The sequence below is a fragment of the Hydrogenophaga sp. genome (assembly GCF_051007235.1).
In the GTDB taxonomy this organism is placed as follows: domain Bacteria; phylum Pseudomonadota; class Gammaproteobacteria; order Burkholderiales; family Burkholderiaceae_C; genus Hydrogenophaga.
Map to the genome: position 1 here is coordinate 1 of NZ_JBPCSJ010000501.1, position 26,637 is coordinate 26,637.

26 protein-coding genes and 1 pseudogene are annotated in these 26,637 nt (G+C 69.8%); 10 read left to right on the forward strand and 17 right to left on the reverse strand.

What is annotated here, in order from left to right; all coding sequences use genetic code 11:
- The 6 genes and pseudogenes from ACR2JA_RS17655 to ACR2JA_RS17680 all read left to right on the forward strand — a co-directional run.
- Window positions 1-141, forward strand: a pseudogene (locus tag ACR2JA_RS17655) (phosphoribosyltransferase); the annotation flags it as partial.
- 100 nt (window positions 142-241) lie between these two features.
- Entirely contained in the window at window positions 242-2,278 is a 2,037-nt protein-coding gene (locus ACR2JA_RS17660) for a GNAT family N-acetyltransferase (protein ID WP_434010377.1), read from the forward strand.
- 108 nt (window positions 2,279-2,386) lie between these two features.
- The gene (locus ACR2JA_RS17665; RefSeq protein ID WP_434010402.1) at window positions 2,387-2,989 is read left to right on the forward strand and encodes an intradiol ring-cleavage dioxygenase; all 603 of its coding nucleotides are present in this window, start codon (window positions 2,387-2,389) and stop codon (window positions 2,987-2,989) included.
- A 44-nt stretch (window positions 2,990-3,033) separates the two neighbouring features.
- Entirely contained in the window at window positions 3,034-4,137 is a 1,104-nt protein-coding gene (locus ACR2JA_RS17670; RefSeq protein WP_434010378.1) for a metal-dependent hydrolase, read from the forward strand.
- 71 nt (window positions 4,138-4,208) lie between these two features.
- The gene (locus tag ACR2JA_RS17675; RefSeq protein ID WP_434010379.1) at window positions 4,209-4,463 is read left to right on the forward strand and encodes a type II toxin-antitoxin system Phd/YefM family antitoxin; all 255 of its coding nucleotides are present in this window, start codon (window positions 4,209-4,211) and stop codon (window positions 4,461-4,463) included.
- Window positions 4,460-4,714 (forward strand): Txe/YoeB family addiction module toxin, encoded by a 255-nt coding sequence (locus tag ACR2JA_RS17680; protein ID WP_434010380.1) that lies wholly within the window; start codon window positions 4,460-4,462, stop codon window positions 4,712-4,714. The genes ACR2JA_RS17675 and ACR2JA_RS17680 overlap by 4 nt, the downstream gene beginning before the upstream one ends.
- Window positions 4,715-4,805: 91 nt before the next feature.
- Here the strand turns inward: ACR2JA_RS17680 and ACR2JA_RS17685 are convergent, their stop codons facing one another.
- Both ACR2JA_RS17685 and ACR2JA_RS17690 read right to left on the reverse strand, forming a co-directional pair.
- A complete protein-coding gene (locus ACR2JA_RS17685; RefSeq protein WP_434010381.1) occupies window positions 4,806-5,015 on the reverse strand; it encodes a hypothetical protein in 210 nt (69 codons plus the stop codon).
- Window positions 5,016-5,028: 13 nt separating this feature from the next.
- Window positions 5,029-5,499, reverse strand: a complete 471-nt coding sequence (locus tag ACR2JA_RS17690; RefSeq protein WP_434010382.1) for a CopD family protein — start codon at window positions 5,497-5,499, stop codon at window positions 5,029-5,031.
- A 126-nt stretch (window positions 5,500-5,625) separates the two neighbouring features.
- On the opposite strand from ACR2JA_RS17690, the gene ACR2JA_RS17695 reads away from it, so the two are divergent.
- Complete coding sequence (locus ACR2JA_RS17695; protein WP_434010383.1) at window positions 5,626-7,071, forward strand: calcium-binding protein; 1,446 nt, start codon at window positions 5,626-5,628, stop codon at window positions 7,069-7,071.
- A gap of 13 nt (window positions 7,072-7,084) precedes the next feature.
- Here the strand turns inward: ACR2JA_RS17695 and dinG are convergent, their stop codons facing one another.
- On the reverse strand, window positions 7,085-9,400 hold the full coding sequence (gene dinG / locus ACR2JA_RS17700) for an ATP-dependent DNA helicase DinG (RefSeq protein ID WP_434010384.1): 2,316 nt from the start codon (window positions 9,398-9,400) through the stop codon (window positions 7,085-7,087).
- A 116-nt stretch (window positions 9,401-9,516) separates the two neighbouring features.
- On the opposite strand from dinG, the gene ACR2JA_RS17705 reads away from it, so the two are divergent.
- Together ACR2JA_RS17705 and ACR2JA_RS17710 are read left to right on the forward strand one after the other, a co-directional pair.
- A complete protein-coding gene (locus ACR2JA_RS17705; protein ID WP_434010385.1) occupies window positions 9,517-10,611 on the forward strand; it encodes a calcium/sodium antiporter in 1,095 nt (364 codons plus the stop codon).
- A gap of 66 nt (window positions 10,612-10,677) precedes the next feature.
- Complete coding sequence (locus ACR2JA_RS17710; RefSeq protein WP_434010386.1) at window positions 10,678-11,805, forward strand: patatin-like phospholipase family protein; 1,128 nt, start codon at window positions 10,678-10,680, stop codon at window positions 11,803-11,805.
- Window positions 11,806-11,811: 6 nt separating this feature from the next.
- On the opposite strand, the gene ACR2JA_RS17715 is transcribed toward ACR2JA_RS17710, so the two are convergent.
- The 9 genes from ACR2JA_RS17715 to ACR2JA_RS17755 all read right to left on the reverse strand — a co-directional run bounded on the left by ACR2JA_RS17715 (window position 11,812) and on the right by ACR2JA_RS17755 (window position 22,010).
- Window positions 11,812-13,908, reverse strand: a complete 2,097-nt coding sequence (locus ACR2JA_RS17715) for an ATP-binding protein (protein ID WP_434010387.1) — start codon at window positions 13,906-13,908, stop codon at window positions 11,812-11,814.
- Window positions 13,909-14,079: 171 nt separating this feature from the next.
- Complete coding sequence (locus tag ACR2JA_RS17720; protein WP_434010388.1) at window positions 14,080-14,511, reverse strand: BLUF domain-containing protein; 432 nt, start codon at window positions 14,509-14,511, stop codon at window positions 14,080-14,082.
- Window positions 14,512-14,639: 128 nt separating this feature from the next.
- Window positions 14,640-16,751 carry an ATP-binding protein gene (locus ACR2JA_RS17725; RefSeq protein WP_434010389.1) on the reverse strand — a complete coding sequence of 704 codons (2,112 nt, stop codon included), beginning with the start codon at window positions 16,749-16,751 and terminating at the stop codon, window positions 14,640-14,642.
- A gap of 17 nt (window positions 16,752-16,768) precedes the next feature.
- Window positions 16,769-18,862 carry an ATP-binding protein gene (locus ACR2JA_RS17730; protein ID WP_434010390.1) on the reverse strand — a complete coding sequence of 698 codons (2,094 nt, stop codon included), beginning with the start codon at window positions 18,860-18,862 and terminating at the stop codon, window positions 16,769-16,771.
- A 179-nt stretch (window positions 18,863-19,041) separates the two neighbouring features.
- Window positions 19,042-19,716, reverse strand: a complete 675-nt coding sequence (locus tag ACR2JA_RS17735) for a potassium channel family protein (RefSeq protein ID WP_434010391.1) — start codon at window positions 19,714-19,716, stop codon at window positions 19,042-19,044.
- The gene (locus tag ACR2JA_RS17740; protein WP_434010392.1) at window positions 19,706-21,046 is read right to left on the reverse strand and encodes a TrkH family potassium uptake protein; all 1,341 of its coding nucleotides are present in this window, start codon (window positions 21,044-21,046) and stop codon (window positions 19,706-19,708) included. The genes ACR2JA_RS17735 and ACR2JA_RS17740 overlap by 11 nt, the downstream gene beginning before the upstream one ends.
- A gap of 83 nt (window positions 21,047-21,129) precedes the next feature.
- Complete coding sequence (locus tag ACR2JA_RS17745) at window positions 21,130-21,396, reverse strand: CopG family antitoxin (protein WP_434010393.1); 267 nt, start codon at window positions 21,394-21,396, stop codon at window positions 21,130-21,132.
- Window positions 21,383-21,772 carry a type II toxin-antitoxin system RelE family toxin gene (locus ACR2JA_RS17750; protein ID WP_434010394.1) on the reverse strand — a complete coding sequence of 130 codons (390 nt, stop codon included), beginning with the start codon at window positions 21,770-21,772 and terminating at the stop codon, window positions 21,383-21,385. The genes ACR2JA_RS17745 and ACR2JA_RS17750 overlap by 14 nt, the downstream gene beginning before the upstream one ends.
- Window positions 21,759-22,010, reverse strand: coding sequence for a type II toxin-antitoxin system Phd/YefM family antitoxin (locus ACR2JA_RS17755; protein WP_434010395.1), 252 nt, complete (start codon window positions 22,008-22,010; stop codon window positions 21,759-21,761). Before ACR2JA_RS17755 ends, ACR2JA_RS17750 begins: the two co-directional genes overlap by 14 nt.
- Window positions 22,011-22,219: 209 nt before the next feature.
- Here ACR2JA_RS17755 and ACR2JA_RS17760 point away from each other — a divergent pair, with 209 nt between their 5' ends.
- Complete coding sequence (locus tag ACR2JA_RS17760) at window positions 22,220-22,783, forward strand: DUF2062 domain-containing protein (protein WP_434010396.1); 564 nt, start codon at window positions 22,220-22,222, stop codon at window positions 22,781-22,783.
- A gap of 57 nt (window positions 22,784-22,840) precedes the next feature.
- On the opposite strand, the gene ACR2JA_RS17765 is transcribed toward ACR2JA_RS17760, so the two are convergent.
- The 5 genes from ACR2JA_RS17765 to ACR2JA_RS17785 form a co-directional block, all read right to left on the reverse strand.
- Entirely contained in the window at window positions 22,841-23,890 is a 1,050-nt protein-coding gene (locus tag ACR2JA_RS17765) for a DMT family transporter (RefSeq protein WP_434010397.1), read from the reverse strand.
- Window positions 23,887-24,873: a CDF family Co(II)/Ni(II) efflux transporter DmeF gene (gene dmeF / locus ACR2JA_RS17770; RefSeq protein ID WP_434010398.1), complete on the reverse strand. Its 987-nt coding sequence runs from the start codon at window positions 24,871-24,873 to the stop codon at window positions 23,887-23,889. Before dmeF ends, ACR2JA_RS17765 begins: the two co-directional genes overlap by 4 nt.
- A 13-nt stretch (window positions 24,874-24,886) precedes the next feature.
- Entirely contained in the window at window positions 24,887-25,237 is a 351-nt protein-coding gene (locus tag ACR2JA_RS17775) for a DUF6488 family protein (protein ID WP_434010399.1), read from the reverse strand.
- A 43-nt stretch (window positions 25,238-25,280) separates the two neighbouring features.
- Window positions 25,281-26,069 carry a HupE/UreJ family protein gene (locus ACR2JA_RS17780; protein WP_434010400.1) on the reverse strand — a complete coding sequence of 263 codons (789 nt, stop codon included), beginning with the start codon at window positions 26,067-26,069 and terminating at the stop codon, window positions 25,281-25,283.
- Window positions 26,070-26,202: 133 nt separating this feature from the next.
- Window positions 26,203-26,556, reverse strand: coding sequence for a hypothetical protein (locus ACR2JA_RS17785; RefSeq protein ID WP_434010401.1), 354 nt, complete (start codon window positions 26,554-26,556; stop codon window positions 26,203-26,205).
- Window positions 26,557-26,637 lie beyond the last annotated feature (81 nt).

Consider the following 26,637-nt stretch of genomic DNA (forward strand, 5'->3'; position numbering starts at 1 on the left):
GTCATCTGGACCAAGGCACTGTCCAAATTCACGCCGGATTATTCGGTGGAGTTTCTGCCGACCAACCCCTGGATTCATCAGCCTTTTGAGAGCTATGACGCCTTGCGTCCGCAGCAGCTGATTGAAAAGTGGAGCGTGTAGGTATTTCTGCCCCCGCGCTCCGCCGCTGCGCGGGTCACTGCCCCCCGAGGGGGCGCAGCCGGCCTTGGGGCGGCCCGGCGGACAGCTGGCCCGCAAATTCATGTCGGCCGCGCGCGCCGCCGCGCGCAACAAGCCGTTCATCGTGGTCAAGGCCGGGCGCTCGGCCGCGGGGCAGGCGGCCGCGGCCGCGCACACCGGCGCGCTGGCGGGGTCGGACGCGGTGTTCGACGCGGCCATCGCCCGCGCCGGCCTGCTGCGCGTGCTCACCCTGCCCGACCTGTTCCTCGCCGCCGAAACCCTGGCCCGTTTCCGCGACGGGCCGTCGGAGCAACTGATCGTGCTCACCAACGGCGGCGGTGCCGGCGTGTTGGCGGCCGACGAGGCCGCCGCGCTGGGCGTGCCACTGGCGCCGCTGGACGAGGCGATGCGCACCCGGCTCGACGCGGTGCTGCCCGCCAACTGGTCGCACGCCAACCCGGTGGACATCATCGGCGACGCGCCGGCCGAGCGCTACGTGGCCGCGCTGGACGCACTGGCCCACGACACCGCCAGCGCCGTGCTGTTCATCCACGCGCCCACCGCCATCGTGCCCAGCGCCGACATTGCGCAGGCCGTGCTGCCCGCCGTCACCGCCGAGCCGCGGCGCGTGCTGGGCAGCTGGCTGGGCGACCGCGCGGTGGCGCAGGCGCGCCAGACCTTCCGCGACGCGGGCGTGCCCGACTACGCCACACCCGAAGACGCGGTGCGCGCCTTCTCGTTCCTGCGCACCTACCGCCGGCACCAGACCGAACTGCTGCAGACCCCGCCCGCGCGCGACGCACAGCGCGCCATGGACCTGGCCACCATCCGCACCATCGCCGAAACCGTGCTGAGCGAGGGCCGCGAACTGCTGACCGAACCCGAGGCCAAGCAGCTGCTGGCCGCTGCCGGCCTGCCGGTGGTGCGCACGCAGGTGGTGGGCCCCAGCGCCGACGCCGCGGTGGCGGCCGCCGACGCGCTGGGCTACCCGGTGGTGCTCAAGATCCTCTCGCACACCATCAGCCACAAGAGCGACGTGGGCGGTGTGCGCCTGGCCATCGCCAGCGCCGCCGAGCTGCGCCAGGTGGCCACCGACATGCTGGCGCGCGTGCGCTCGCTGCGGCCCGACGCCGACATCCAGGGCTTCACCGTGCAGCCCATGATCAGGAAACGCCACGCGCACGAACTCATCGTGGGCACCAGCGTGGACCCGCTGTTCGGCCCCGTCATCCTGTTCGGCGCCGGTGGCACGGCGGTGGAGGTGATGGCCGACAGCGCGCTCGCGCTGCCGCCGCTCAACACCCCGCTGGCGCTGGCCCAGATCGGCCGCACCCGCGTGCACAAGCTGCTGCAGGGCTACCGCGACTGGCCCGCCGCCGACGTGGACAGCGTGGCCCAGGTGCTGGTGAGCGTGTCGCAGCTGCTGGCCGAGGTGCCCGAGATCGCCGAGCTGGACATCAACCCCCTGCTGGTCAACGACGAAGGCGCGGTGGCGCTGGACGCGCGGGTGCGCGTGTCGGCCGCGCGGCCGGCGGGCGCGGCGAACTTCGCCATCCAGCCCTACCCGGTGGAGCTGGTCGAAACCTGGGACTGGCACCACCACGGCACGCACGAAACCGTCACGCTGCGCCCCATCCGCCCCGAAGACGAGCCGCAGCACCGCGCCTTCCTCGAACGCCTGGACCCGGAAGACATCCGCCTGCGGGTCTTCTACAGCCGGCGCAGCATCGAGCACACCGAACTGGCGCGGCTGACCCAGATCGACTACGCGCGCGCGATGGCCTTCATCGCCACCCGCGCGCTGGAGGGCGGCAGCGAAGAGACCCTGGGCACCGTGCGGGTGGTGATCGACCCGGACAACCGCGACGCGGAGTTCGGCGTCATCGTGCGCAGCGACCTCAAGGGCGGCGGCCTGGGCCGCAAGCTCATGCGCAAGATGATCGGCCACCTGCGCGCGCGCGGCACCCAGCGCATGGTGGGCACGGTCCTGCGCGAAAACGCCGGGATGCTGGAACTTGCGCGCGCGCTCGGCTTCGAAGAAGACCACCCCTCCGGCGCCCCCGCGGACCACGATCTGCGGGCCATCGCGCTGGACCTGCAAGCCCCGCCCCGCCGCTGACCTCCCGCGGGGTGCACGCCATCGACGGAGCCCGCCATGCCCCCCGCCGCCCTGCCAGCCCCTTTCAACGGTGCCAACGCTTTCACGCCGTCACGCCGCGCCCTGCTGATGCGCGGCGCCGGTCTGGTGGCCGCCACCGCGGCCCCCGCCTGGCTGACGCCTGCGCTGGCCCAAGACCAGCCCCTGCGCCCCACGCCGAGCCAGACCGAAGGGCCGTACTACCCCTTGGTCCTGCCCGCCGACAGCGACGGCGACCTGCTGCGCAACGGCGCCGCCCGCTACGCCAAGGGCCAGGCTGTGTGGATCACCGGCACCGTGACCGACACCCGCGGCACGCCGCTGGCCGGTGGTGTGGTCGAGATCTGGCAGTGCGACCAGGACGGCCACTACCACCACCCCGGCGATGGCGGGCGGGCCGACCCGGCCTTCCAGGGCTTTGGCCAAGTCACCCTGGGCAAAGACGGCCGCTACCGCTTTCGCACCCTCAAGCCCGCGCCCTACAGCGGCCGCACGCCGCACATCCACGTCAAGATCAAACTGGACCGGCAGGAACTGCTGACCACGCAGTTCTATGTGCAGGGTGACCCGGGCAATGAACGCGACTTCCTCTGGCGCCGCCTGAGCGCCGAAGGCCAGGTGGCCTTGACACGGCCGTTTGTGAACGGTCCGGACGGCCTGCAAGCGCAGTACCCTGTCGTCGTCCAGGCATGACCCCACGGCACCGGGACCTGTTCGCGAGCTTCTAAGCTCGGCGCATGGATTCCCTCTCGCAAATCGCCCTCGGCTCGGCGGTCGCCATCGGCGTCATGGGCCGCCGCACCGCCGTCTGGAAAGCCGCCACGTGGGGCGCCATCGCCGGCACCCTGCCCGACCTGGACGTGGTCATCGACCACGGGGACGCCCTGCTCAACATGGTGCTGCACAGAGCCGAGAGCCACGCCCTGCTCTACCTCACGCTGTTCGCGCCGCTGCTGGGCTGGGTGGCAGCGCGACTGGACCACTCAGCCGGGGGATTCCAGCGCCGAGCCGCCCCAAGCTGGAATCGCGCCCCCACGGGGGGCAGCGACCCGCGCAGCGGCGGAGCGTGGGGGCATTGGACCCTGGCGCTGTGGCTGGTGCTCATCACCCACCCGCTGCTGGACGCCATGACCGTCTACGGCACCCAGCTGCTGCTGCCGTTCACGAACCATCCGTACGGCGTGGGCAGCATGTTCATCATCGACCCGGCCTACACCCTGCCGCTGGTGGTGGGCGTGGTCGCCGCGCTGCGCACCCGCGACGCGGCACGCGGCCTGCGCTGGAACGCCCTGGGCCTGGTGCTGTCCACCACCTACCTGGCCTGGAGCGTGTTCGCACAGGCCCACATCGAGCAAGTGGCGCGCGCGTCCCTGCGCGACCAAGGCATCGTGGCAGAGCGGCTGCTGGTCACGCCCGCCCCGCTGCAGACCCTGCTCTGGCGCGTGGTCGCGCTGCCCGACGACCCGGCCGCACCGGTGTTCCGCGAGGCCTACGTGTCGGTGTTCGACGGGGAGCGCCCCCCGCGCTGGGTCGCGCACGACCGTGGCACCGCCCTGCTGGTACAACACGCCCAGGCCGAGCCGGTGGCCCGCCTGACCGCCTTCACCCACGGCTTCGTCAAGGCCGCCGCCACGCCCGACGGGCAACTGCGCATCACCGACCTGCGCATGGGCCAGGAGCCGGACTACGTGTTCGCTTTCGACCTGGGGCCGCTGGACGCTATGGGCTCAGAGCCCGCGGTGCAGCACAGCGCCCGCCCACCCACCGGGCCGGCGCTGCGCTGGATCGGTCAACGCATGTGGGGGCGGGATGTGCCGCAGCCCTGGCAAGGCGCCCGCTGAGCGCGCACTGGACGGCGCTTGCACACCGCTCCTCTGATTTGTACAATTTCACGTACATATCAGGAGCCTACATGGATGCCATCACCTACAGCACCGCCCGCGCCCACCTGGCCAGCACCATGGACCGGGTGTGTGAAGACCACGAACCGATCATCATCACCCGCAACAGCGAGCAGTCGGTGGTGATGCTCTCGCTGGAAGACTTCAACGCCCTGGAAGAAACGGCTTACCTGCTGCGCAGCCCCGCGAACGCGCGGCGCCTGCTCTCGGCCATGAAACAGCTGAGCGAAGGACGCGGCCAGGAACGCCAGCTGATCGAAGAATGAAACTGGTCTTCGCCGACGAAGCCTGGGAGGACTACCTCCACTGGCAGAAGCAGGACCGCAAAATGGTCGAGCGCATCAACAAGCTCATCAAGGAAGTGATGCGCGAACCCTTTGCCGGTGTGGGCAAACCGGAACCGCTCAAACACGCGCTCTCAGGTTTCTGGTCCCGCCGCATCAACGACGAACACCGGATGGTCTACCGGGTGGAAGGCGACGAGCTGCAGATCGTGCAGTTGCGGTTGCACTATTGACGCGCTACAGCGTCACCAGTTGGTCGGGGAATGCCTTCCCCCACGTCAGCAGGCGATAGCGGCGCAGACTGGGCACGTAGTACGGATCGTGCTAGATCAGTGTCACCGCGCGCTCCCGCGAGACAACCTCCAGCACCCACAAGCCGCCGACAAAGGCCTCACCAGGTGCTTCACGCAGGCCACCCGCCATGCGAATTTCATCGACGTGCCGTTCCAGGTAAGCGAGATGCAGTGCTTCACGCTCACACCGCACGTCCATCATTCCCGGTTCGTCATCGAAAAACACCACCCAGCGTGCCACGTCGACCTCCTGATCAGGCCATCAGCAGCGTGATGACGATGATCGCCACGCCGATGGCGAGGTTGACGCTGACCCAGGTGCGGATGCTGCCCAGCGCGGCGCCGCCGGCGGGCCAATCCTGGGCCGCCACCGCCTTGCTCAGGCGCTTGAACAGCGCGAAGCGGATGTGGCCGAAGATGCCCACCATCTCGATGCCCAGCGTGGCCATGAGGGTCCAGTCCAGCGGCATGTTGAACGACAGGCCGGCCTGCACCGTCTCCTTGGCCACGCGGCCGATCATCCACAGACCGGTGGTCAGCACCACCACGATGGCCACCAGCACCGCCGAGAAGAAACGCTGCAGCACACCGTGCATCAGCGGCACGCGCTGCGGCGCTGGCAGCTGCATCGCGGCCGGGCGCAGGAAGAAGTGGGCGAAGACCATGCCGCCGATCCAGACGACGATGGACAGGATGTGCAGCAGCTTGAGGATGGCGTAGATCATGGAAGCAAACGTCGATGGAGGTGAGAAATGATGACAGCGATCCCCCACAACGGGGTTGTCGACCGCCGGAGTACTTGACTACAGTGAGGGCATTGCCGATTCCTGTCCCCACCTCAAGAGGTTCCCATGCCCTCCTACCTGATCGATGTCTCCGTTGCCGGCACGCAGTACGACCTGGCCACCAACGACGTGCTGGCCGTGACCTCCGGCGGCTCGCTGTTCTACGACCCGGGCCTGTACGCGTCCGTCCCGGCCATCTCCGCCAGCTATTCCAACCGGCTGATGGTGGCCGGCTCGGTGATGTCGACCTACACCGCCATCGAACTGGGCACCCCGAACGGCGTGCCCTCCAGCAATGGCTACAGCACACTGCATGTGCAGGCTGGCGGCATCGTGCACAGCTTCCGGGGCGCAGCCCTCTCGGTCTCGGGTACCAACCAGTACGTGAAGAACGAGGGCACCCTCAGCGGATACGTGGGCATCACCAGCGGCTTTTTCGACTCCGCCTACGCGAACGGGCTGTCCATCCAGAACGCCGGCAGCATCAGCGGCGAAGACTCGGGGATCCGGGCCATCCTCATGACGGGGCCCTTCACCCTGGGCAACACCGGCTCCATCACATCCTTCAAGTCGGAGACGAACAACAGCTACAGCCAGCTGGGCTACCTCAACGGTGCGGTGGTCCTGGGGGGCAATGGCGTGAGCGTGAACAACGCCGGCACCATCCTGTCCAGCGCCACCAACGGGTATGGCGTGGCCGTGCAGGGTGACGCAGCGCAGGTGCTCAACAGCGGTCTGATCCAGACCGCATCGACCAACGCTGGCCGGGCCGCGGTCGACCTGATCACCCAGACCGGGCAGACGGCGCTGTTCAACAACAGCACCGGGGGGCGGGTGGTCAGCGCGCTCACCGCGGTCGAAGGTGGCGACGGCAACGAACAGGTTTTCAACGCCGGCAGCATCAGTGGCCATGTGCGACTGGGAGCGGGCACCGACCTGTTTGACGGCCGCGGCGGCACCGTCATGGGTCTGGTGGACGGCGGCGCCGACAACGACACGCTGTGGGGCGGGGCCGGATCGGACAGCCTGCTGGGCGGACTGGGCAACGACGACCTGCGCGGCCTGGGCAACGACGACGCCCTGGACGGCGGCGACGGCTTGGACACCCTGCTGGGCGGTCTGGGCGACGATACCCTGCTGGGTGGTCTGAACGCCGACACGCTCAACGGCGGCGCCGGTGATGACCTGCTGCAGGGCGGACGCCAGAAAGACCGGCTGATCGGCGGCGCCGGGGCCGACGTCTTCCAGTTCCTCAACCTGGACACCGGTGTGGGCGCTGCCGCCGACGTGATCGTGGACTTCACCAAGGGCGTGGACGACATCGATCTGTCCGCCATCCGGGCAGGCCAGATCTTCATCGGCAGCGCCGCGTTCGGCAACGTCGCTGGCCAGGTGCGGTATGCGGCCGCCACCGGTGTCTTGCAGGGCGACACCAACGGCGACGGCGTGGCCAACTACGAGATCGTGCTGACCGGCAAGCCGGCCATCACCGCTGCCGATCTCATTCTCTGAAGGCGTCCTGGACTCAACGGGCAACGTCGGTCAGCATACCGGCGCTGTCGCGCCGCTGCAGCCGGTAGGGCGGCAAGCCCTTGAGCATGCGACGGCCATACGACTGGCGCAACAAGCGCGCGTCGTAACAGACCACCACCGCCTCGTCGGTCTCGGTGCGCAGGGCGCGGCCGGTCCACTGCAGCAGGCGGGCACCCGTGGCGGGCACCACCAGTTCGCTGAAGGGGTCGCGGCCCTGGGCCTTGAGCCAGTCGGCCCGCGCCTGGCCGACCGGATCGCTGGGCGAGGCGAACGGCAGCTTGGTGATGAACACCCATTCGCAGAGCTCGCCAGGAAGGTCCAGCCCCTCGCCGAACGACTGCAAACCGAACAGGATGGACACCTCACCGGCGGCCACGCGGTCGGCGTGCTTGCGCAGCAGCTGCGTGCGCGAGGCCTCGCCCTGTACCTGCACCTGTTCGCGCAGGTCGCTGTGCAGGCCGCGTTCCAGCAGGTCCTGGGCGCGGCGCATCAGCGCCTTGGAGGTGAACAGCACCAGCGCGCCGCGCCGCACCTGGCGCAGGTCGTCCATCAGCAGGTCCAGCATCTCGCGGCTGTAACCCTCCACGTCTTTCGGGTCGGCCTGGGTCTGCACCACCACCAGTCGGCCCTGCTGCGCGTGGTCGAACGGGCTTTGCACCTCGCGCACCTGAACGTCATCGTCAAACGCCAGGCCGCTCTCGTGCAGGAAGTGGTCGAAGCTGCCGCAGGTGACCAGCGAGGCCGAGGTGGCCACCGCCGCGCGCACCTTGCGCCACAACTGGCCGCGCAGCAGGCTGCCGGGATTGAGCGGGCAGGCGTGCGCGCTGAGCGTGACCAGGCCGTTCTGGATGCCAGCCTCCAGCCACTTGGCCAGCGGCGCCTGGCCTTCGGCGGGCTGCTGCAGCCACAGGTCGGCCGTGGCGGCCATGTGCTGCACGCGCGGCGCGAACGTGCCGATGCGGCTGTAGAGCTGGGCGCAGCGCGCGGCGTCGCCGGGCTCGTCGCGCGCCAGCACCTTCAGCTGCGCGGCCAGGGTCTCGAATTCCTTGAGCAGCGCGGTCGCGCGGCTGGCGATCTGGGCCACGGTCTCGGTCCAGTCGGGCGGCAGCTGACCGTTCTCGAACCGCTCGGTGGCGTTGGGTACATTGAACTCGAAGCCAGCGCCGCCGTCGCGGCCGTTGCGCGGGCGCAGGCCGGCCTGCTTGCCGGTCAGGGCCAGCCAGTCGGGCGATTCGGACAGGCGGGCCATGGCCACGCGCGCCAGCTCGCCCTGCGCGGCTTTCAGCTCGCGCGCCAGGGTGGCGACGTCGGCGCCCGGCGTGTGGCCGATGGCGCCGGCCACGTCGGCCACGGCGCGCGGCAGCTTGTCGAGCCAGCCGCCGCGCATCAGGTCCATGCTTTCGGTGAACTGGCCTTGCGCCACGGCGCCCAGGTGGTGCGCTTCGTCGAACACCACGTAGCAGTCCGACGGATCGGGCAGCGCGTGCAGGCCCAGGGTGGAGAGCAGCAGGTCGTGGTTGACCACGATCACCTGCGCCTGCGCCAGCCGGTTGCGCGCCTGGTAGTAGCTGCAGCCGTTGTAGCTGGGGCAGTGGCGCGCGGTGCAGGTGTGGCGTTCGGCGGCCACGGGGCTCCATTGTTCGGCGCCGGGCGGTTCGTCCAGCCGGTCGCGGTCGCCGTCCCAGTCCCCCTGGTCCAGCATCTGGCCCCACAGGGTGTAGAGCCTGGACTGTTCGGCCCAGGCGCGTTCCAGCGCGTCGCCCTTGGGCTTGTCATCGGGCTCGGTGTCGCCGAACAGGTCGGCACTGGCTGCGTCGCCCCCGGCCAGCTGGTCGAGCTTGAGGCGGCAGACGTAGCGCCCGCGGCCCTTGGCCAGCGCGAAGGCGAACGGTTGCGGCAGCACCGCCGACAAGGCCGGCAGGTCCTTGGCGATCAGCTGTTCCTGCAGCGCCACGGTGGCGGTGGAGATGATGACGCGCCGGTTCTGCGCCAGCGCCAGCGGGATGACGGTGGACGCGTAGGCGGCCGACTTGCCCACCCCCGTACCGGCCTGCACCACGGCGATGGCGCGTTCGCCCGGCGCCGGGTCGGGCACCACCTCGCCTTTTTCGGGCTTGGGCGGCCAGTCCACCGTGCTCAGGGTGGCGGCGATGTGGGCGGCCATCTCGCGCTGGCCTTCGCGCACCCGGAAGCCCGACATGCGGCCGACCACGTGGTCGAACGCGCCCAGGGCCAGCGCCTCGCGGGCCAGCGGCCCGCTGGGTGGGGCGCTGAAGTCGGGCAGGGTCGGGTCGTCGGGGGTGGACATGGGCGGCGCGGTCAAAGCGCGATTGTCCCAGAGCCCGGGCATGTCCCCTCGCTCGGCGCGGGGTCGTGGGCGTGGCACCATCGCCGGGTCTGAAACCCTCCGAGCGGAGACCCTCCATGTTGACCCTGGGCATGTTCATAGCGGGCCTTGTGGCCCTGATCGCCGGCGCCGAGCTGCTGGTGCGCGGCGCCTCCAAGCTGGCGCTGTCCTTCGGCATTTCACCCCTGGTGGTGGGCCTGACCATCGTGGCCTTTGGCACCAGCGCGCCCGAGGTGGCGGTGTCGCTGGGCGCCGTGCTCGACGGGCAGACCGACATCGCCCTGGGCAACGTGGTGGGCAGCAACATCTTCAACGTGCTGTTCATCCTGGGCCTGTCGGCCCTCATCACACCGCTGGTGGTGCACATCCAGCTGATCCGGCAGGAGGTGCCCATCCTGGTGGGCACCTCGCTGCTGTTGCTGGTGCTCAGCCTGGACGGCCGCATCAGCGCGTTCGACGGTGCCATGCTGTTCGGCCTGCTGCTGGCCTACACGGCCTTCCTCGTGGTCCAGTCGCGCAAGGAAACGCAGGCCGCCAAAGACGAATACGCGGCCGAAGTCCAGCCCGCCGCCGCCGGCAGCTGGGACAGCCGCCTGCCGGTGCAGCTGCTGCTCATGGCCGCTGGCCTGGCCCTGCTGGTGCTGGGCTCGCAGTGGCTGGTCGATGCCGCCGTGGTCTTTGCCAAGGCCCTGGGCGTGAGCGACGTGGTGATCGGCCTGACCATCGTGGCCGCGGGCACGTCCATGCCCGAGGTGGCCACCTCCGTCATGGCGGCGGTCAAAGGCGAGCGCGACATCGCCGTGGGCAACGTGGTGGGCAGCAACACCTTCAACATCCTGGGCTGCCTGGGCCTGTCGGGCATCGCGTCCGGCGGCGCAGGGCTGGTGGTGCCGGAAGCGGTGCTGAACTTCGACCTCTGGGTCATGCTGGCGGTGGCGCTGGCCTGCGTGCCGGTGTTCATGACCGGGCGCGAGATCGCACGCTGGGAAGGCGCCGTGTTCCTGCTGTACTACGTGGCCTACGTGGCCTACCTGATCCTGGCGGCCCAGCAGCACGCCGCCCTGGGCACGTTCTCGGCGGTCATGATGGGTTTCGTGCTGCCGCTGACCGTGATCACCCTGGTCATCGTGCTGCTGGGCAAGCGCTCGGCCAGCGCGCCACCCCACGCCTGATCCACACCCCTGCGGCTGTCACGGGGGCGCTGCACAATGGGCGCAAACGACCGCAGAGAGGACCCCATGGCCACCCGCAAGACCGCCGCCGCGCCTGCCCCGGCCCGCGCCAAGCCCCGGCGCGCCACCCGAACCGATCCCCCGCGCCACCAGCTGGTCGACCTCGCCCTGCAGGGCGGCGGCTCGCACGGCGCCTTCACCTGGGGCGTGCTCGACCGCCTGCTGGAAGACGAAACGCTGGAGATCTCGGGCATCAGCGGCACCAGCGCCGGCGCCATGAACGCCGTGGCCCTGGCCGCGGGGCTGATGGAAGGCGGCCGCGAAGGCGCGCGCGCCTGCCTGCGCCGCTTCTGGGAACAGGTGGCCCAGACCTCGCCCTTCACCCACCTGGAAACCGGCCCGCTGGGCCAGTGGGTGGGTGCCGACAACCCGCTGCTGCAGCAGTTCACCAGCACCTGGCAGCAGGCGGTGCGTTTCGTGGGCAGCCAGTTCTCGCCCTACCAGCTCAACCCGCTGAACCTCAACCCGCTGCGCGACATCCTCGACGCCACGGTCGATTTCGAGCGCGTGCGCGCCTGCCACCGCACGCAGCTGTTCATCGCCGCCACCCACGTGGCCACCGGCGAGCTGCGCGTGTTCCGGCAGGACGAACTCACCGCCGACATGGTGCTGGCCTCGGCCTGCCTGCCGCTGCTGTTCCAGGCGGTGGAGATCGACGGCCAGGCTTACTGGGACGGCGGCTACGCCGGCAACCCCACCCTGCTGCCGCTGATCGCCGAAACCCCGGCCGACGACCTGCTGCTGGTGCAGATCAACCCCACCCGGCGCGACACCGTGCCCACGCAGGCCGACGAGATCCTGGACCGCGCGGGCGAGGTGACGTTCAACGCCAGCCTGCTCAAGGAGCTGCGCACCATCGGCCTGATCAAGGAACTGCTGGAAGACGCCGGCCGTCCGGACAGCTGTTTCCGCCGCCCGCTGTTCAAACGCGTGGACGACCTGCGCCTGCACCAGCTGGACGCCGGCGACCAGCTCGCCCGGCTGGGCGCGGCCAGCAAGACGCAGACCAACTGGAGCTTCCTCGCGCAGCTGCACGCCATCGGCCGTGAAGCGGCCGACCACTGGCTGACCGAGCACCGCCGCCACCTGGGCCGGCGCTCCACGGTGGCCCTGCCGCCCTCGCTCACGCCCTGAACGGGCTCAGCGCAGCGGCGGCGCCGAGTCGGCGAACTGCCGCACCGGCTCCAGCGGCAGGCTGAAGCTGAACGTCGCGCCCCGGCCCACCGCGCCCTCGCCGCGCACCCGGCCACCGTGGCGCTGCACCACCCGCGCCACCGTCGCCAGGCCGATGCCCGTGCCCTCGAACTCGTGGTGCGCGTGCAGGCGCTTGAAGGGCTGGAACAGCTGGTCCACGTAAGCCATGTCGAAGCCGGCGCCGTTGTCGCTGACGCAAAAGCCGACCTGCCCGTCCTCGCCCACGCCGGTGCTGTACAGGCGGATGTGCGCGTCCGCCGTCTGGCCGGTGTACTTCCAGGCGTTGCCCAGCAGGTTCTGCACCACCACGCGGATCAGCGTCGGGTCCGCCTGCGCGCGCAGGCCCGGCGCGATGTCCCACCGCACCTGGCGCTGCGGCTCGCCGCGTTCGAGTTCGGCCACCACCTGCTGGGCCATGGCGCTCAGGTCCACCCACTCGGGGTTCATGCTGGCGCGGCTGTGCTGCGCCATCGACAGCAGGTCGGTGATCAGCAGGCCCATGCGGCGCGAGCTCTCCTGGATGCGCCGCAGGAAGTCCTTGCCCTCGCCGCTCAGGCGTTCGGCCTCGCTCTCCTGCAGCAGCGTGGCAAAACCGTGGATGCTGCGCAGCGGCGTGCGCAGGTCGTGCGAGACGCTGTAGGTGAACGACTCCAGCTCCCGGTTGAGCGCCCGCAGCTCGCGGGTGCGCGCCTTCACGCGCTGTTCCAGCCCGTTGTTCACCCGCTCCAGCGCCAGCTGCGCCTCGCGCAGCTCGGTCACGTCCTGCAGGGTGCCGCGGTAGGTCTGCCCGTGGCCGGACACATCGTTCAGGCTGATCAGCCGCACAAAGCGTTCGCTGCCATCGGGCCGCACGATGCGGTGCACATCGTCCAGGTCGGCGCGGTCGGTCATCGCGTTGTTCAAGACCTTTTTCAGCCGTGCCCGCTCGTCCGGGTGCACCAGCGCCCAGTAGGCTTCAAAGCCGGGCACCAACCGCGCCGGGTCGTGGCCCAGGATGCGGCTCACCTCGTCCGACCACTGCATCTGCCGGGTGCTGGCGTCAAACGTCCAGTGCCCCACGTGCGCCACCTGCTGTGCCTCCTGCAGCCGCTCGCGGCTCTGGCGCATCTCGATCTGCCCGCGCTCCAGGCGCCATTGCAGCCAGCCGATCCAGAAACCGACGCCCGCCAGCGCCAGCGACAGCAGCGCCGTCAGCAGCGTGGCCTGCTGCCGCGTGTGTGCCAGCGGCGCCAGCACGCCGTCTTCGGACAGCCCCACCACCACCACCGCGCCGATGGGCATCATGCGGTGCCAGCCGTACAGACGCGTCACGCCATCGACGGCACCGGTCTCGCGGAAGGTGCCGTGCACGGTCTGCCGGTCGACCAGGAACGGGCGCGAGGCCGGCAGCGTCTGTGTCATCGCGGCCAGGTTGTCCACGCTGCGCGCGAGGATGCGGCCCTGCGGGTGCGCCAACGCCACCACGTCCTGGGGCGTGAGGTTAAGGCGCCCCAGCACCCCGGCCAGGAACTCGGTGGACACCAGCACATGCACCGCCCCGTCGAAGCGCCCGTCGCGCAGGATCGGCCGTCCGACGATGAACAGCCAGCGGTTGTTCAGGCGCGCCTGCACCGGCTCGCCCAGCACCAGCTGGTCGCCTCCGTCCCGAAGCGCCTGGAAGTGCGGCCGGTCGGCCATCGACGTGCCCGGCGGCACACCCAGGCTGTTGAACACCACCGTGCCCTGGGCGTCCACCACCGTGACGTGCGACACCAGCCCCGGCGGCAGCGCTTGCAGCGCCTTGTCGACCGTCTGCGCAAAGGTGCCCCGCTCGCTGGGCCAGCGCTCGCGCAGGTCCAGCAGCGAGTGATCGATCAGGCGGGTGAAGGCCTGCGTCTGCCCGCCCATCGCGTCGGCCAGCTGCAGCGCGCGCGCGTCGGCCTGCTGCAGCATCTGCTCGCGCAGTTGCCCCTGCAGCCGCAAGCTCAGACCCCAGACCATGGCCACGGCCAGGGCGGTGAACAACACCACCACCAACGCCATGGACCGCCAGCGCGTCTTCATGTGAACCTCTCTTGGCCCCGTTTGTGTTCGCGGGTGCATCGCCCGCAGCGGTCGCCGCGGGTCGTTCAGGGCACGTTTGTAACCGAGTTTGTCCGGGCGGTGGATCGGGTCCACCCACCACACGCACCGAAACCGGCCCCGCAGGCCCACACAGCGTCCCGAGTGAAAAAGTCAGGCAGCGGCGCCGGCCAGGAAATCGTCACGCAGGCGCAGCATCAGGCGCTTGCCGGCCGACGACTGCCCCGCCGCGAACAGACCGTCGTCCAGCACCCGCCGGCCATCGGGCAGCGCGTGCCACGCGTGGTCGGCCGGTTCGGCGTAGCCCATGGCCCAGTCCTGGCAGCTGCGCGCGGCGATCGGGCCTTCCCAGATCCGGTACACCTGACGGTGGCGGGGGTCGTTTTCAATGTGCCGGTACAGCGCGAGCACCACGTCGCGCTCGCCTTCGAGCAGCTGCATGAACTCGCGGTTGCGGTACACCAGCAACCCGGTGATGCCGTGCTCGCGGTTGAAGGTGCGGGCCTGTGTGAGCAGGGCGCACAGCTCGCCGGATGCCATGGCGTGGTCGGCCAGGCTCACGTAGATCAGTTCGTGCAGTGCCATAAAAACCCACAAAAAGCATCGAAAACCGGCCGACGACATGGCCAAACGGAGGACGCGTTGCTCAGTGAACATCGGCGGCTGCGGCCACGACTTGACATTGATCAAGTCCCGGGCAGATCAGCGCCCGCTCACCCGATGGTCGGGTCCGGCACGGCCGGCATCGGCCCGCCGGGGGCCAACGGCACGTCGGGCAGCGAAAAATAGAACGCCGCTCCCTGGCCCACCACGCCCTCGCCGCGCACCCGGCCGCCGTGGCGGCGCACCACCCGGCTGACCGATGCCAGCCCCACGCCCGAACCCTCGAATTCGTGGTGCCCGTGCAGCCGTTTGAACGGCTGGAACAGCTGCGCCGCGTAGGCCATGTCAAAACCCGCACCGTTGTCGCGCACGCAAAATGCCTGCTGGCCGTCGGCGTGCGCGGTGCGCGTGAAGCTGATGCGCGGGCGCGCCGTCTGGCGGGTGTACTTCCAGGCGTTGCCCAGCAGGTTCTGCAGCACCACGCCCATCAGCGTCGGGTCGGCCTGCACCACCAGCCCGTCCTCGATCTCCCACAGCGTGCGCGGTCCGCTCTGGCCCTGCTCCAGGTCGGCGGCCACCCGGCGCGCCAGGGCGCTCAGGTCCACCCGCTCGTGGTGCACCACCGCGCGGCTGTGCTGCGCCATGGTCAGCAGATCGGTGATGAGCTGGCCCATGCGCCGCGACGCCTCCTGGATGCGCTGCAGGTGCCCGCGCCCGGTCGCAGACTGCGCCACCGTGTCCTCTTCTTCCAGCAGGCACGCAAACCCGTGGATCGTGCGCAGCGGCGTGCGCAGGTCGTGCGCCACGCTGTAGGCAAAGCTCTCCAGCTCCTGGTTGAGCTCGCCCAGCTCGCGCGTGCGCACCTGCACCCGCTGCTCCAGTTCCTCGTTGAGCTGCTGCAGCGCCAGCTGCGTGCTGCGCATCTCGGTGATGTCCTGCACCGTGCCCAGGCTGCGCAGCGGCCGCTCGCCGTCGTAGGTGGTGGTGCCCAGCTGGTGCACGTGCCGGTCGGTGCCGTCGGGCAGCCGCACGCGGTGCACCACGTCGTAGGTCTGGTGGTGCTGCACCGCCGCCGAAAAGGCAGCCTCCACGCGCTCGCGGTCGTCGGGGTGCACCGCAGCCAGAAACGCGGCGTGCGAGGCCGTGTCCACCGCCGGGTCCAGTCCGAACGTGCGGAACGCCTCGTCCGACCAGGTGGACCTGCCCGTCGTGTGGTCGTGCTCCCAGTTGCCCACGCGCGCCATGCGCTGCGCTTGCTTCAGCCGCGCCTCGCTGGCCAGCGCCTCTGCGCGGCTGCGCGAGACCCGCCACAGCAGCACCGCCACCAGCACGCCGCCCAGGCCGATCAGCAGCACCAGCGCCGACGCCATCCACTGGCTGCGGCGCAGCGCCGGCACCAGCGGGTCCAGCACCGACGCATCGGCCAGACCAATGACCACCAGCGCGCCCGACTGCGGCAACCGGTGCCAGCCGTAGGTGCGCGGCACGCCATCCACCAGGCCCGCCACCCGGTAGGTGCCGTTGCCCGTCTCCGGGTGCACCATGTAGGGCCGGTCGCCGGGCATGCGCTGCCCCATCGACCCGGTGTTGTCCCGGCTGCGCGCCAGCACCGCGCCAGCGGGGTGGATCAGCGCCACCACGTCCTGCTCGGACAGCTGCAACCCCGCCAGCCGGCGCGCCATCGCGTCGGTGCCCAGCGTCAGGTGCACCGTGCCGGCGAAACGGCGGCCCTGCAACACCGGCCGGCTCATGGCAAACACCCAGCGCCCGTCCAGCCGCGAACGCACCGGCACCCCGATCGCCAGCCGGTCGCCCCCCGCCACATGGGCGCGGAAATAGTCGCGGTCGGCGATGCTCACACCCATGCCCAGCCCCAGGCTGTCGTACACCACCTGACCCTGGGCGTTGGCCACCACCACGTGCGAGACAAAGCCCTCGGGCAACGACGTCAACGCCTCCTGCGCGCGCTGCGCAAAGGCCGCGGGGTTGCCCCGCGCCCACTCGCTGCGCAACTGCTGCAGCGCCAGGTCGACCGCGCTGAACACCCCCTCCACCTGCCCCGCCATCGCGTCGGCCAGGTGCAGGCTGCGCTGTTCGGCCTGCAACAGCACCTGTGCCTGCAGCTCGGCCCTGGCGCGGGTGCTCTGCCACCACAACACGCCCGCGGCCAGCGCGGTGAACAACAGCACCCAGGCCACCAGTGAACGGGTCCGGTCGCTCATGGCAGGGGTTCCTCGCATCACCAGGTCGTCAGGTCCGACGCCACCGGCACGTCGGGCAAGGAAAAATGGAACGCCGCCCCCTGGCCCACCGCGCCCTCGCCGCGCACCTGCCCGCCGTGGCGGCGGATCACGCGGCTGACCGTCGCCAGCCCCACGCCCGAGCCCTCGAACTCGTGGTGTGCGTGCAGCCGCCTGAACGGCTGGAACAGCTGCGCCGCGTAGGCCATGTCAAAGCCCGCGCCGTTGTCGCGCACGCAAAACGTCGCCATGCCGCCTTGGCGCTCTTCCAGCGTGAAGGCGATGCGCGCCTGCGGCGTCTGGCCGGTGTACTTCCAGGCGTTGCCCAGCAGGTTGTGCAGCACCACCCGCATCAAGCCTGGGTCTGCCATGGCCTGCAGGCCGTCCTGGATCTGCCAGTCCACCTCGCGCTCGGGCTCGCTGCGCTGGAACTCGCCCGCCACCTGCCAGGCCAGCTCGCTCAGGTCCACCGGCACCTGCTGCATCTGCGCGCGGTTCAGGTGCGCCAGCGACAACAGGTCTGTGATCAGCTGCCCCATGCGGCGCGAGCCGTCCTGGATGCGGCGCAGGTGCTTGCGCCCCGCGTCCGACAGGTGCTCAGCCTCCTCTTCCTCCAGCACCGCGGCAAAGCCGTGGATGCTGCGCAGCGGCGTGCGCAAGTCGTGCGAGACGCTGTAGGTGAACGCCTCCAGCTCGCGGTTGGCCTGGGCCAGCTCGCGGGTGCGCTCGCTCACCCGCGTCTCCAGCTGTTCGTTGAGCTGCTCCAGCGCCTGCTGCGCCAGCCGTACTTCGGTCACGTCCTGCACCGTGCCCCGGGTGCGCACCGCCTGCTCGCCCTGGTACTCGGTCACGCCGCGTTCGCGCACCCACTTGATGCGCCCCCCGGGCAGCAGCAGGCGGTGCACCTCGTTGTAGGGCTGGTGGTCCTTGATCGACGCCTCGAACGTCTGCCGCACCATGGCCCGGTCGTCCGGGTGCACCCACTCCAGAAACTGCCTGAACGTCGTTTCGGTGCGCGCCGGGTCGGCCTCGAAGATCCGGAACACCTCGTCCGACCACACCACCGCGCCGCTCTCCAGGTCCATTTCCCAGTTGCCCACGTGCGCCAGTTGCTGTGCCTCGTTCAGGCGCGCCTCGCTGCGCGCCAGCGCCCGCTGCTGGCGCACCGCCTGCACGTGGTCGCGCACGACCACACCGCCCAGCCCCAGCAGCAGCAACGACAACACCCCCGTGGTCAGCAGGTTGCGCTGCAGCGCCGGGGCCAGCGGCGCCAGCACCGCCGACTGGTCCAGACCGACCGACACCACCAGCTCCGAACCGCGCAGACGGCGCCAGCCGTAGATGCGCGGCGCGTGGTCCAGCGCATCGTCCACCCGGTAGGTGCCGCGCACCAGCGCCGGGTCCACCCGGAACGGCCGGTTCGCCGGCACCGGCTTGCCCATCGAGGTCTCGTTGCCCTGGCTGCGCGCCAGGTACTGGCCGTCGGGGTGGATCATCGACACCACGTCCTGGCCCGACAGCTCCACCGTCTGCAGCAGGCGGGCCACCTGCGCCGACTGCACCACCAGGTACACCGCACCGTCAAAACGCCCGCCGCGCAGCAGCGGCCGCCCCACCAGGAACGACCATTCCCCCGTCAGCCGCGACCGCACCGGTGACGACAGGCGCAGCGCGTCCGCCCCCGCCCGCAGCGCCTGGAAGTGCGCGCGGTCGGCCACATTCACGCTCGCCTCCAGACCCAGGCTGTTGTAGGTCATGTTGCCCCTGGCGTCGGCCACCGACACATGCGACGCCAGCCCCGGTGGCAGGTTCGCCAGCACCTCCTTGGCCAGCGCATCGAATTTCGCACGCGGGTCCCGCTCCCAGTGATCGCGCAGGTCCTTGAGCGACACGTCCATGGTGTTCAGCTGCGCCTGCACCTGCCCGGCCATCGCGTCGGCCAGGTGCAGGCTGCGCTGCTCGGCCTGCAGCAGCACCTGCTCGCGCAGCTGCGCCTGCGAATGCAGCGTCTGCCACCACAGCAGCCCGGTGGCCACCAGGGTGAAGCCCACCACCAGCACGGCGAACGAACGCGAACGCGCACGGGCTTTCACCGCACGGCCCCCGCGACCACGCCGACCACCTCACACACGTCCCACGGATTCACCACAACGACCATCCTGCTCTTTTGCTCCGTCACGCCACGGGCCAGACAGCGTGCCCGCATTCGGTGTATTTCGACACACCGTGCCGAATGTTGAGCCGCCCCACCCCCCGGCGGCGCCCATCCACCTCAGTAAAGCGCGGCAAATTTCTCGATCAGCGGCGTCGGCCCGGCCACGATCAGGTGGTCGCCCGGCTTGATCTCGGTCTCCGGCTTGGCGTAGATGAAGTCCTGGCTGCGCCGCTTGATGCCCACCACCGTGATGCCATGCTTCCTGCGCACGTTCGACGTCGCCAGCGTCTTGCTGTGCGTCTCCATGGGCGCGCGGGTCTTGGCGATCGCAAAGCCGTCGTCGAACTCGATGAAGTCCATCATCTTGCCCGTCACCAGGTGCGCCACGCGCTCGCCCATGTCCGCCTCCGGGTAGACCACGTGGTGTGCGCCCACCCGCTCGGCAATGCGCCCGTGCTGCGGGCTGTTGGCCTTGGCCCAGATGTCCTTCATGCCCATCTGCGCCAGGTTCAGCACCGTCAGCACACTGCACTCCAGGTTGGCGCCAATGCTCACCACCGCGTGCGAAAAGTCCGTCACCGACAGCTGCTGCAGCGCCTGCAGGTCGGTCGAATCGGCCTTGACCACGTGTAGCAGTTCGTGCGCCAGTTCCTGCACCACCTCTTCGCTGGCGTCGATGGCCAGCACCTCGTGGCCCGCCGCCACCAGCGCGCGCGCCACGCTGGCGCCAAAGCGCCCCAGGCCGATGACGACGACGCTGTCGCCCTTTTGTGAACGGGATTTAGCCAACAATCGGTTTCTCCTCAGGGTAACGGAAAGCCCTGGGCACCTGGTTGATCGCCAGCGCCAGCGCCAGCGTCACCACACCCACCCGGCCGGCGTACATCAACGCAATGATCACGCCCTGGGCCGCGGGCGGCAGCTCGGCCGTGATGCCGGTGGACAACCCCACCGTCGCAAACGCCGACACCACCTCAAACATCAGTTTCTCCAGCGGCAGGTGTTCGGCCATCGGGATGATCACCAGCAGCCCCAGCGACACCGCCGCGCCGCTGAGCACCAGGATGGCGAGCGCCTGGCGCTGCACCTGCGTGGCAATGCGCCGCCCGCGCAGCTCCACATCGGCCCGGCCGCGGATCTCGGTCCACACCACCAGCAGCAGCAAGAACACGGTGGTCACCTTCACGCCCCCGGCCGTGCCCGCGCTGCCGCCGCCAATGAACATCAGCACACAGTGCAGCACCAGCGATTCGAGCTCCAGCGCGCCGATGTCCACCGCGTTGAACCCCGCCGTGCGCGCCGACACCGACGTGAACAGCGCCGCCAGCCACTGGTCCGCAAAGCCCAGCGAACCGATGGTCTTGGGGTTGTTGTGCTCCACCAGCCACAGCGCCAGCGTGCCCCCCACCACCAGCGCCGCCGAACCCCACACCGTCAGCGTCGTGTGCACCGACCAGCGCGCGTGCCGCTTGCCCCGGTTGGCCCACAGCTCGGTGATGACCGGAAAGCCCAGCCCGCCCACCACGATGGCCAGCATCAGCGGGCCCAGCACCCAGCCGTCGGTCACGTGGCGCATCACGCTGTCGGGCCAGGTCGAAAACCCCGCGTTGTTGTAGGCCGAGACGGAGTGAAACGCACCCTGCCACAGCGCCTCGCGCCAGCCCAGGCCCATCGTCATGGCGAAGCGCGCGGCCAGCCACAGCGCCACCACGCCCTCCACCAGCACCGTCACCACCAGCACCATGCGCGCCACCGAACGCACATCGCCCAGCGACAGCGCGTGCGTTTCCGACTGCAGCAGCAGCCGCGTGCGCAGCTTCATGTGGCCGCCGATCAAGAGGCCCATCAAGGTGGCCGAGGTCATCATCCCGAAGCCCCCGAGCTGGAACAGCGCCATCACCAGCCCCTGGCCCAGCGGGCTCCAGTAGGTGCCCGTGTCCACCACCACCAGCCCCGTCACACACACCGCCGACGTGGCCGTGAACAGCGCGGTGAGCCACGGCGCGCTCTCGCCACTGGTCGTGGCCCAGGGCAGCATCAGCAGCCCCGTTCCCAGCACGATGGTGGCCAGAAACGCCAGCGCCAGCACGGCGGCCGGGTGGGTGGGCAGGTGGTTTTTCATGGGCGCGGGGTGGGTGGGGTCAGCGAGCTTAGCGGGTCACAAAGCGTGACCCCTCCACAGCGCCTGTCTTCAAGCGGCCAGCCTCAGCGTTCGGCCAGGCGCCCCGTCACGTACTTGTGCAACACACTGGCAATCAGCGTCTGGTAGGGCATGCCCTGCTCCAGCGCCTTGACCTGAATGTCCTGCAAATCGCCAGACGACAGGCGGATGTTCACCCGCTTGTCCTTCAAAGCCGTGGCGCGCGCCGCCGCTTTGAATTTCGCCAACTCCGCCTTGGTCGCAACCGACTTCAGCGCGCCCTTGTCGAACGCCGCCAGCAGTTCGGCTTCGTAGGCATCAGTCTTGGGCATGGGGATCGTCCTGTTTCAAATAATCGCGGGTGGCCTTGCGGCTGGGAATGACGGTCTTGAGGAAGTAGTGATCGGCTTGTTCCACAAACGGCACCAGATACGCATACCCCTCACACGCCACCACCAGCACGACGAGCTCGCCGTCTTCGACGGCGTACACAAGGCGAACGCCCTGCTTGAGCAGCTTGATCTTGTAGCAACCGGCCAAGGGGCCGTGCAGTTGCCCGCCGGGCACGTGGGGGTTGTCGAGCCGCTTGGCGAGCAGCTTCTTGAGGTGGGTTCGCACCGAGCCGTCCAGCAGATGCCATTCGGCCAGCGCTTCGGGCATGAAGCGCTGCTCGTAGCGGTGCGGGCGCGCCGGGTCAGAGCTGGTCAAGATCGACCTTGATGGCGCGCGACTTGTCGGCCAGCCGTGCCGCCGCTTTGCGGTAGATGTCCTGGTCGGCCAGCTGCTCCAGCATGGATTCGAACAGTTGCGGTTCGACCATGTAGAAGGCGGGACGGTTGTGGTTGAGCACGGCCACGGGGCGATTGCCCGCCTCGCGCAGAACAGCCGCCGGGTTCTTCTTGAACTCGGACATGCTCACCGACAGATCGGACAGGACGGTATCCATATTCAGCTCCAAATTGAGCCCTGAATTTAGAGCCCAAATGGACCTTCGTCAAGCTATCGTCAGCGATGTGGCGGAGCCGGCTTGGCGGTGCGAGGGAAACAAGCGGTGGCACCAGCGGCTGACCCCAGGCCCCGACACGCTGCCATCTGGCAGACGGTATGGGCCAGAATCGCGTCGTCGCCGCCCTTTCCACACCACCCGATTGCCCCATGGCCGAATTCAAGAGACGCCTTCGCCGCTGGTTGCCCACCGCCCAGACGCTGCAAGAGACCAAGGGCTTTGGCTGGTTGAGCCATTACTTTCACGCGCACCCGATGCTGTGGGTGATGCACCGGCGCGGCGTGGCGCTGGGGGTGGCGCTGGGCATCGGTATCGGGGTGTTTCCCTTGCCGCTGCAGATGCCCCTGGCCATGCTGGCGGCGGTGGCGCTCAAGGCCAATGTGGCGGCAGCGGCAGCGGCCACCTGGCTGACCAACCCGTTCACCATGGCGCCGATCTGGGCGCTGGCGGCGTTCATGGGGTCGTTCGTGGTGCCGCAGGCGGCGCCTTCGGCGACCGCGGTGGCGCCGCTGCACTGGGAACTGATGTCGCCCACGACCTGGCCCTCGGCCCTGTGGGAACAGATCACATCCTGGGGGCCGGCGCTGCTGGTGGGCTTTCCGATGGCCGGGGCGTTGCTGGGCACCGTGGCCTACTGGCTGGTGTACTGGGGCTGGGCGGTGCTGATCCGGCGCGAGCGGCGGCACCGGCGGCAGCGCGCCAGCGGGGGCTGAAGCGGCGCGGGCGGTGAGCCCGCCTGGTGGCCGGATGGGGTGCTGACGCAGCCGCCATCAGTGGCGGTGCTGGTGGTGGGCGTCGGGCACGTGCGGGTGGCTGTGGCGCAGCGGGCTGTGGTGGTGCCAGTGGCTGTGCGGGCCGACGGGCATGGGCGTGTGGGTGTGCAGGTGGTGGCCGTCGTCGTGGCCATCACCGTGGAAATGGGCGTGCTCGTGGTCGAGCGCTTCGTGGTGGTGTTCGTGCCCGTGGTCTTCCAGCAGGTGCACCACCACGCCGGCCACCATGAGCGCGCCACCCAGCCACAGCAGCCCGCTGGCCGAACGCTCGCCCAGTGCGAAGGCGCCCAGCGCGCCGATGAAGGGCGCGAACGCGAACACGGAGCCGGTGCGCGCCGCGCCAAAGCGTCGCTGCGCCAGCAAATAAAAGCGCAGGCTCAGGCCATAGCCGGTGGCGCCCACGGCGAGCAGGGCCAGCGCAGCGGGCCACGCGGGCAGCGGCTCGCCCCAGGCAAAGGCGAGTGCGGTGGTGACGCTGGCGCCCAGCGCGGCCTTGGCCAGCACGACCTGCCCGGGGTCGCGGTCGGCCACACCGCGCGAGAGGGTGTTGTCCACCCCCCAGGCGACGGTGGCCACCGCCACGGCGAGCAGGCCGTGCAACTGCACCTGGCCGCTGAGGCCCTGGTCCAGCACCAGCAGCGCGCCGCCGGCCAGCAGCAGGGCCACGGCGGTTTTGACACGGCCGTCGAGCACCTCGCCGTACCAGCGCCAGGCCAGCACCGCGGTGAACACGGCTTCGAGCGTGAGCAGCAGCGAGGCGCTGGCGCCGCTGGTGCGCTGCAGGCCCCAGGCCAGCGCCACCGGGCCGACCACGGCGCCGGCGGCCACCATGGCCAACAGGCGCGGGGCGTCGCTGCGGCGCAGCGGCGCTTCGACCGCGGCGTTGCGGCGCTGGAACACGGCCACCAGCGCGGCCCCGGCGTAGAGCAGCGCGGCGGTGCTGAACGGGCCCAGCCCCTGGCCGAAGCGCTGCACCAGCGGCGTGCTCAGGCCAAACAGCGCCGCGGCCAGCAGGGCCAGCGCGCCGCCGTGCAGGGCGGGATTCACCGGGCAGCCTCGTGGTGGAGTTCGATGGTGGCGTGCACCACCTCTTCGTGCACCGCGAGCGCCTCGCGCACGGCCTGGGGTGTGAGGCCGGACGCGCTGGAGACCGCGGTGAGCGCGCAGGCGTAGCTGCCGCGGCCGACGCGCCAGACATGCAGGTCGGTCAGCCGGGTGCTGCCGGCGGGGGCCAGGCCTTCGACCACTTCGCGGATCTCGGCCACCACGGGGTGGTCCATCTCGCGGTCGAGCAGCACGCGGCTGGTGTCGACGATCAGGCCCTTGGCCCAGGTGGCCACGAGCACCGCGCCGACGATGCCCATGAGCGGGTCGAGCCAGGCCCAGCCCCAGAACCAGCCGCCGGCCAGCGCCACGATGGCCAGCACCGAGGTGGCGGCGTCGGCCAGCACATGCAGGTAGGCGGCGCGCAGGTTCAAGTCTTCATGCGCATGGCCGTGTTCGTGGTCGTGCGCATGGCCTTGGTGATGCCCATGCCCATGCCCATGACCGTGGTCATGTCCGTGGTCACCCGAGCGCCCCAGGATGAACGCGCACACCAGGTTGACCAGCAGGCCCAGCACCGCGACGGCGATGGCTTCGCGGTAGCGGATGGGCTGCGGGTCCAGGAAGCGGTCGACCGAGGCCAGCACCATGAGCACGGCCACACCGAGCAGGAACAGCGCGCTGGCGAAGCCACCGAGCACCTCGATCTTCCAGGTGCCGAAGGCGAAACGCTGGTCGTGGGCCAGGCGGCGCGCCGCCGCATAGGCCAGGGCGCTGACGCCGATGGCCACGGCGTGCGAGCTCATGTGCCAGCCGTCGGCCAGCAGCGCCATGGAGCCGTACCACCAGCCGGCCGTGATCTCCAGCACCATGGCGGCGAGGGTGATCCAGAGCACGGCGCGGGTGCCCCGCTCGGCGGCGGGGTTGTCCTGGTGGAAGTGGTGGTGGTGCGCCGCCCAGGGGGCGGCGGTGGTGGTGTCGGTCATGGCGCGTCGGGGCTCACTGCCCGGTGTGGTTGGCGGCGATGAAGTTGCCCGGCTGCGAGAAGAACAGGTAGAGCGTCTGCTTGGCGGCGTCGGGTGCGGCGGGGTTCTTGAAGGTCACCTTCCACTCCTTGGCCTTTTTGCCATCGACCAGCTCGGCCTGTTCGATTTTGACGCTCTGCCAGGAGGCAGGGAGTTTGCCGGCCTTGACCAGCGCGTTTTTGCGCTGGGTCGCGCAGTCGCTGACGATGGCTTCGCTGGCAGGCTTGTTGCCGTGGAAGTGGCAGCTGCCGCCGACGTCGGCCAGGGCGGCGGGGGCGGCCAACAGGGACAGGAGCAGGCCTGCGAGGGTGGCGAGGGTTTTCATGAGGGTTCCTTTCAGGGGTGTCGAACGGTGGGCGGGTCGGGGTTCAGAGCCCGTCGCGGCTGGTGTCGCGGGTGTCTTCCACGGCCATGTCTTCGTGGGCGTGGCGGTGCTCGGCCGCGGGGAAGCGGAAGTCATTGGGATGGGCGTCGTGCTGGTAGCCGTGCAGTTGCACGAACAGCAGGTAGGCGCCCGCGTAGAACAGCGCCAGGTTGGCCATGTAGGCGAAACGCTTGAACGAGGGACGGTGCCGCCACAGGGCGAGCAGACCGACCATCACCGCCAAGGCGGCGATCTGCCCCAGCTCGACGCCGACGTTGAAGCTCAGGATGCGGCCGAGTTCGCCCGCCAGATCATCGCCCAGCGGCAGTTGCTGCAGGCGGGTGGACAGGCCGAACCCGTGCAGCAAACCGAAACCGAACACCATCCACAGCAGGTTGGGCGAGGCCATCTGGAAGTGCTTCTGGAAGCCGCCGTTGTTGTCGAAGGCCTTGTACATGACGCTGAGCGCGATGATGGCGTCGATCAGGTAGTAGTTCCAGGTGATGTGCATCAGCGTGGCGAACACCAGCGTGATGCTGTGACCCACCGTGAACACGGTGACGAACTTGACCACGTCCTTGAACGAGGTCAGGAAGAACACCACGCCGAAGAGGAACAGCAGGTGGTCGTAACCGGTGAGCATGTGGCTGGCGCCCAGGCCCACGTACTGCAGGTAGCCGCCGTCGAGCATGCGCTGTCTGTCGGCGTCGGAAATGCCGTGGGCCAGGGCCATGGCGGGGAGGGTCAGGCACATCAGAGCGGCCGACCACTGGGAGAACAGTGAACGATTCATGGGGTGTGGTCCATCCAAGACAGGGGCGCGACAGCCGACAGCGCCGCTGGAGGCGGGTCGTCCATCGCGGGGAGGGGTGCAACGGGCGCCGCACGGGCACCCAACCGACAGCCCTGGGCAGGGCTCGGGTCGCTCAGGCGCGGATCTTGGGGGGGCGCAAAGGCCCTTCGAGGAAAACCGGTGGCCGCAGCGCCTGCGCCAGCCCCGGTGGGGACGACGGCGCCACGGCCGTCAGGTGGAGCCAGGGCGCCAGCGGTACTGCGTGGACCTGGAGCCCGTCGTGCACGTGCTGGTGCTCATCGGTCGCAGCGGCATCGTCCAGGTGCAACGATGCGTCCATGTGGTGGTGGTGTTCCGTGGCCTGGCCGTGCACCAGGGCATGCGCCAGCACCTCCGCCTGTTCGTCCACGCGCACCGCGGCCAGGCTGGTGAGCGACTGCCACAGCAGCAGAAACATCAGGATGCAAGCACGGGCCCGGATTGGCATGGGCCGGATTCTATGGGCCGAGCCCGGGCACCGGTGCTCGGGCGCTATCATCGCCCCCGGCTTTTGCGGGCCAACAGGGGA